The organism is Bacillus pseudomycoides DSM 12442, assembly GCF_000161455.1.
Lineage (GTDB): Bacteria > Bacillota > Bacilli > Bacillales > Bacillaceae_G > Bacillus_A > Bacillus_A pseudomycoides.
In genome coordinates this window covers 5694800-5699696 of sequence record NZ_CM000745.1, presented here as the reverse complement: position 1 = coordinate 5699696, position 4897 = coordinate 5694800, and the positions used below count along the sequence as shown (strand labels likewise).

The window sequence follows — 4897 nt, the reverse complement described above, 5'->3', positions numbered from 1 at the left end:
GAGAAGAAGGCATTGAACAAGGGAAAGTTCAATTAATACGTGGTATGCATAAGAATGGTATGCTGTTAGAAGACATTGCGAAATTCACTGGTCTAAGTACAGAAGAAATACGAAAACTACTATTATAATACGTACTATTACAAAAGCTTTGCGAAACAATTCGCAAAGCTTTTTTTTTATTTCATTCTCATTCTTTTTTCCTGGAAAGGTTGAATATAGGGTATCTTTGCACAACCCCCGAAAAAGGGGAATAAGCTTAATTCATAAGAATTTTAAACGTAATGTCAAAAAGTATACTTTTTGAAACTGAAATTTTTAAAAGAAACCCACAATCTTTATTTATAAGAGTTTTTGCAGTGATTTTTTGTTATTCCCCCTTTTCCGAGGGGAAGGGCAAAAACACCCTATTAAAGGTTTGATTGTAATTTCTCAACTTATACCTAATTTTTATTTGTATATCTTTCTTTACTATATGATATTCTTAAAAAACATAGTAAAAGAAATAAATTTTTAGATTAAGGAGATAACATTATGAAACTCTGGATTACTTTACTACTTTCTTTTCTATTGCTTGGCAATTTAGTGGGATGTACTACTCAATCTAACACTTCTAAAACAATGGAAAGTCAAGATACAAAAAAATACACTAAGGCATCCTCTATACAGTTTAAAAATAAGGAAATAAAAGAAATTGAGATTACATCTAATAAAGACCAAACATCAAAAATCCTTAATAACAGAGAAAATGTAAAGGATTTTGTGGATGGAATCAACCATGCGAAAGAAAAATCTTTATCAATAGACAAAGAATCGTTATCTTTTGTAGAGAACAAGATAAATGTGAAATTCCAAGATGGATCAGATCAAAAATATCTAGTTTGGATAACCGATAATGATACGGTTGTTACATTAGGAGAGCAAACGAGCATGGAACAAGTTCAAGTTCCAGGATACAAATTAACAGATAGTGATTCAAAGAAGTTAATAAACTTACTTAAAAATAAATAAAAGGTGGACATTTTGTCCACCTTTTATTTATTTTAAACGAAATTCAACTAAAATCTCCAGTTGGACCAATAAACGTATATTTGTTTTAAGACAATTTGTATTAGTCTAGTTAAATTACAAATCCAGTACCTATTGGCTTGTCCGCAAATGGTGTGCTAAATCCTTTAAAGACTAATTCAACTCCTGAAGTATCATCTGGCAAAGGTGGTGAAATCACGAAGTTGAAGGTCATATATCCTGTTGTACCGCCTCCTTGGGACCGACAATCGTATATAACTTAGTTATCTATCCTTTTTTCAAATATGCTTTTCACAAAACTTTCCTTGTGGTTGGTATATTCATTTATCCCCGTAGAATGCCTCTTTAAATAATCCAATTTTATGTTGATATATTCTTTGTGTGCATTTTCATTCGCATTTAAATAATCTCTAAAAAAAATTAAGTTTTTCCATAGTTCTTTTTCAAATTCTACAAGGTGAATATAATGGGTTCTTTCTTCATAAGTGTTATCTGTAAATTTCGCAAATACAATTTCATTAGGTTTTTCTACTCTTAACCGAAGGAATCCAATGCTCTTTAGCCCGTTTATAATGGAAGAATTTAATGTGCCTAAATCATCTACTGCTACTAATATGTCCAAAATGGGTTTTGCTAACATATCTTTGATTGCTGTACTACCGATATGTTCAATACGATTTTCACTAATACCTGTACATTGGTATATTTCCTTTTGTACTTTTAAAAATTCTGTACTCCAATCAGCGGTGTATGGAACCACTTTTACTTCATCTTTTTTTAATCCTAATCCCATTCTTTTCTCCTTCCAACATTAGAGATTATTAAATTAATTCTATGATTCATGGTTTAACCCTTCTCAAACTAACCCGCACCTTTTAGTTGAATAAGTATGGGTATGACATTCCCTTATAAAATGATTTATATTTTTTTATAAACTTCTGAGTAGACCACTTTTAACTGTTCTCGTAATTCCTTTTTTATTCTTCCAACTTCTTCATGCGACGTTGTAATGAAGCTATAATGGCATCTTTGTTATTATCATCCAGCTCACGTTTCACTTGTTTCGGTGTAGGAACTTGCATAATTTAAACATGATCTACATAATGAACGAATTATACTAAATATGTAAGCTATTATTTATATTTCTAATATCTATAAAAAGAGAGGATATTCGTCTCTATATTGAACGAACAATCCTTTCTTCATAATACTCTAATTAATGTACGTTTAGACACATTTTAGCCGGTTCCCTGTACGTTAAGGAATTAGTTTGTATTATTTTTCATTTGATTTATCCTTAAAAAGAACGTTGTATGTTTCATCTTTTTCACTCAATGTAGCGAAAACAGGAAAAATCCACAGGAATAATGGATCTACGTTGAGTAATCTCGTTCCTGAAAATTGTCTTAATGTATCAGCTGACAGATATTGAGTTTGAAGACAATACGGGCAGTCTTTCCCTTCTCTTTTAAAGAACAATGACCATACCTGCAAAGCATTCCATCTTCTTTTGCAATTTGTGCAACACGTCATAAAAACTTCCCCCTTCTATATTTATCGCTTAAAACTTATAGTTAGAGTGTTTAAGTCTACTGTTCCTATATGCTGTACAGAGGTTTATATACTTATACCGCTTCCTTAATTGCAAAACATAACTAAAAGGTAAAAGAAAAGACACCTTAAGGTGCCTTTCTCCGACTTGTTAACCACTTTAATTTTAATAATATGTATTGGACTCCCATCCAAATATAATTTTACCATATTTATCTATATTTTTATTGAGAAAATACCATTCAAATCAGTATTTGGTTTATTCGGGTTTCTTTTGTTTCAAGAAAGATGTTAATACAAATTCTTTTTTGAATACATCATAAGAAAAACGGCAAATCACTTCTTCAGTATATAGATCCCATATAAAAGTTTTGTTTTTTGTATTGTTTATATTTTCTGTTGTTCCTTCTCCTTTTTCCCCGTCAAAAGCAGCGATAACTTCATCATAAGTCATATATTGTTTCAATGAATTATATGATTTAAGTTTGTCATAATAATTTTTATTGGATTTGAATTCCTTTAATTCTCTTACCCCTTTTTCTAGGTCTTTTACTTTTTTATCGTTATCATCAATAATCTTGTCTACTTCATCCTCTGAAAAGGTTTTAACATCATTATTACTTACAACAGATTCAGTAAGTTGTGATGCAAGTAATCCTGTTCCAAAGAACAAACAAATAGAAATTAAAAGGAATCTACCTGTAAAAACGAAGCTTTTTTTAGTTGGTAGTCCCTTTTTTAATTTTGTAAGTGGCTCCAAAAAGAAGGAATCGTTGCCGTACTCCCTAAAAGGATTTGCGCAAATATTAAATTGTTTAAATTTATTAATATGTTAAAATGGAATAAAAAGGATTAGTATATAATTAAAATATAGTTCTAAAAAAGAAGGTGTAATATATGCAAAGATCTACATTTGGTTTAATTAAATCTTTTACAACGCTTTTTTCTATTTTTCTGTTAGTCCAAAATGGATTACTAATGTTTTTAGACTATTGGAATGGACGAGAAGTATCTCAAGGTAAAGTTATTATGTTTGCTGTAGGAATATTATTGTTAGGAATATCTATATTTCTACATAAATTTAAAAACATTCCATTAAAAAACAGTAATTAAATTTTTATATTCAATATTTGTTTATCCCTAGCTTATTGCTAGCTTTTTTACTGCTGATAATGATGCGTTATGTAGACCTCACAGATAGATATGGGTATACAGTTCTTCTTTTATGGTACACTTCAGTAAAAGGGGGGTAAGAGGTTTGAAAAAGTGGATTAAAATCACATCAATCTTAGTTATTGCTATAGCAGTTGGTATTTTTACTGGTTACAAAGTCAGTACGTATGCAGGTTCAGACGTTAAGGAGAAGCAGACTGAGAGAATTAAAGGGGAAGAGGTAATACTTGACCTCAATTCTGATCGTCATATAATCAATGCAATGCACAAAATGACTCATCAAAAAGTATTATCTCACGAAAAGCAAGGATTTATCAAAATGACTCCAGAAAACATCGGAAAAGTACGTCGAGCGATTGATGAAAGTAATAGTGGAACCTTACAACATAAAGAACAGTACCTCAAGATTTTGGTTCGTTGGTATGAAGGCGATTTCTCTCAATCGGTTGAGGAGCATAATTTATTATGGGAATGGGACAATAACAGCACTGGTAAAGCATACGAATTAGCGACACCGGAACAAGAAGAAGCATACATTCTAGAACAAGCGAAGTCTGAAAAACAATAAAGGGTATCGTCACATCGGTATCAAGCTAATAAAAAGAAATGCCCTCTAAAATGAAAAAATACGCTATTCTTTTTGTAGAAATATACAGAAAGGATGGCGTTTTTTATGCGCTTTTCGATTCAAGATGAGTTTCATTTGTTTGCTGAAGAACTACAGCGATATCTATCTCCACATATTCTTCAACAACTTGCACAAGAGACAGGCTTTGTAAAACGTAAAAGTAAGTATGGCGCACGAGATTTGGCTGCTTTATGTATTTGGATCAGTCAACATGTAGCAAGTGATTCCCTCACCCGATTATGTAGTCAACTTTATGCAAATACAGCTACACTCATGAGTCCAGAAGGACTTAATTAACGCTTTAACCAATGCGCTGTTTTATTTCTACAGCGTATATTTTCTCTTTTAGTCAAAAGCCAACTAAACGATTCGTCTCAGATCCAAAACCAATATACTTCGTATTTTCAACGTATACGTATTTTAGATGCTACTATTTTTCAAGTACCCAATCATTTAGCTCCTATTTATCCTGGTTCAGGAGGATGTGCACAAACAGCCGGTATTAAGATTCAACTAGAA

Annotated in this window: 6 protein-coding genes and 3 pseudogenes; 5 read left to right on the top strand and 4 right to left on the bottom strand. The window is 31.4% G+C overall.

The features are described from left to right. Positions 1-128, top strand: a pseudogene (locus BPMYX0001_RS34425) (Rpn family recombination-promoting nuclease/putative transposase); the annotation flags it as partial. Positions 129-531: 403 nt separating this feature from the next. Further along, positions 532-1008, top strand: coding sequence for a YhfM domain-containing protein (locus tag BPMYX0001_RS28780; RefSeq protein WP_033799566.1), 477 nt, complete (start codon positions 532-534; stop codon positions 1006-1008). 277 nt (positions 1009-1285) lie between these two features. Here BPMYX0001_RS28780 and BPMYX0001_RS28775 read toward each other — a convergent pair whose 3' ends face one another. The 4 genes and pseudogenes from BPMYX0001_RS28775 to BPMYX0001_RS28765 all read right to left on the bottom strand — a co-directional run bounded on the left by BPMYX0001_RS28775 (position 1286) and on the right by BPMYX0001_RS28765 (position 3337). Next, positions 1286-1819 (bottom strand): GrpB family protein, encoded by a 534-nt coding sequence (locus BPMYX0001_RS28775; protein WP_006097667.1) that lies wholly within the window; start codon positions 1817-1819, stop codon positions 1286-1288. A gap of 125 nt (positions 1820-1944) precedes the next feature. Continuing rightward, a pseudogene (locus BPMYX0001_RS31895) lies at positions 1945-2105 on the bottom strand (DUF6262 family protein); the annotation flags it as partial. 196 nt (positions 2106-2301) lie between these two features. Then, on the bottom strand, positions 2302-2559 hold the full coding sequence (locus BPMYX0001_RS28770; RefSeq protein WP_033799565.1) for a hypothetical protein: 258 nt from the start codon (positions 2557-2559) through the stop codon (positions 2302-2304). Between the two features lie 277 nt (positions 2560-2836). Continuing rightward, on the bottom strand, positions 2837-3337 hold the full coding sequence (locus BPMYX0001_RS28765; RefSeq protein WP_006097666.1) for a hypothetical protein: 501 nt from the start codon (positions 3335-3337) through the stop codon (positions 2837-2839). Positions 3338-3474: 137 nt separating this feature from the next. Between BPMYX0001_RS28765 and BPMYX0001_RS28760 the strand changes: the two genes are divergently transcribed. The 3 genes and pseudogenes from BPMYX0001_RS28760 to BPMYX0001_RS29875 all read left to right on the top strand — a co-directional run. Then, on the top strand, positions 3475-3690 hold the full coding sequence (locus tag BPMYX0001_RS28760) for a hypothetical protein (RefSeq protein ID WP_033799564.1): 216 nt from the start codon (positions 3475-3477) through the stop codon (positions 3688-3690). A 145-nt stretch (positions 3691-3835) separates the two neighbouring features. Further along, positions 3836-4318: a PRK06770 family protein gene (locus tag BPMYX0001_RS28755; RefSeq protein ID WP_006097664.1), complete on the top strand. Its 483-nt coding sequence runs from the start codon at positions 3836-3838 to the stop codon at positions 4316-4318. Positions 4319-4423: 105 nt separating this feature from the next. Next, positions 4424-4897: pseudogene (locus BPMYX0001_RS29875) on the top strand (transposase); the annotation flags it as partial.

What these genes read in the sequence shown, in the direction of transcription:
- BPMYX0001_RS28775 (WP_006097667.1), bottom strand. Translation starts at nt 1,819, where the DNA reads ATGGGATTAGGATTAAAAAAAGATGAAGTAAAAGTGGTTCCATACACC.
- BPMYX0001_RS28770 (WP_033799565.1), bottom strand. Translation starts at nt 2,559, where the DNA reads ATGACGTGTTGCACAAATTGCAAAAGAAGATGGAATGCTTTGCAGGTA.
- BPMYX0001_RS28760 (WP_033799564.1), top strand. Translation starts at nt 3,475, where the DNA reads ATGCAAAGATCTACATTTGGTTTAATTAAATCTTTTACAACGCTTTTT.
- BPMYX0001_RS28780 (WP_033799566.1), top strand. Translation starts at nt 532, where the DNA reads ATGAAACTCTGGATTACTTTACTACTTTCTTTTCTATTGCTTGGCAAT.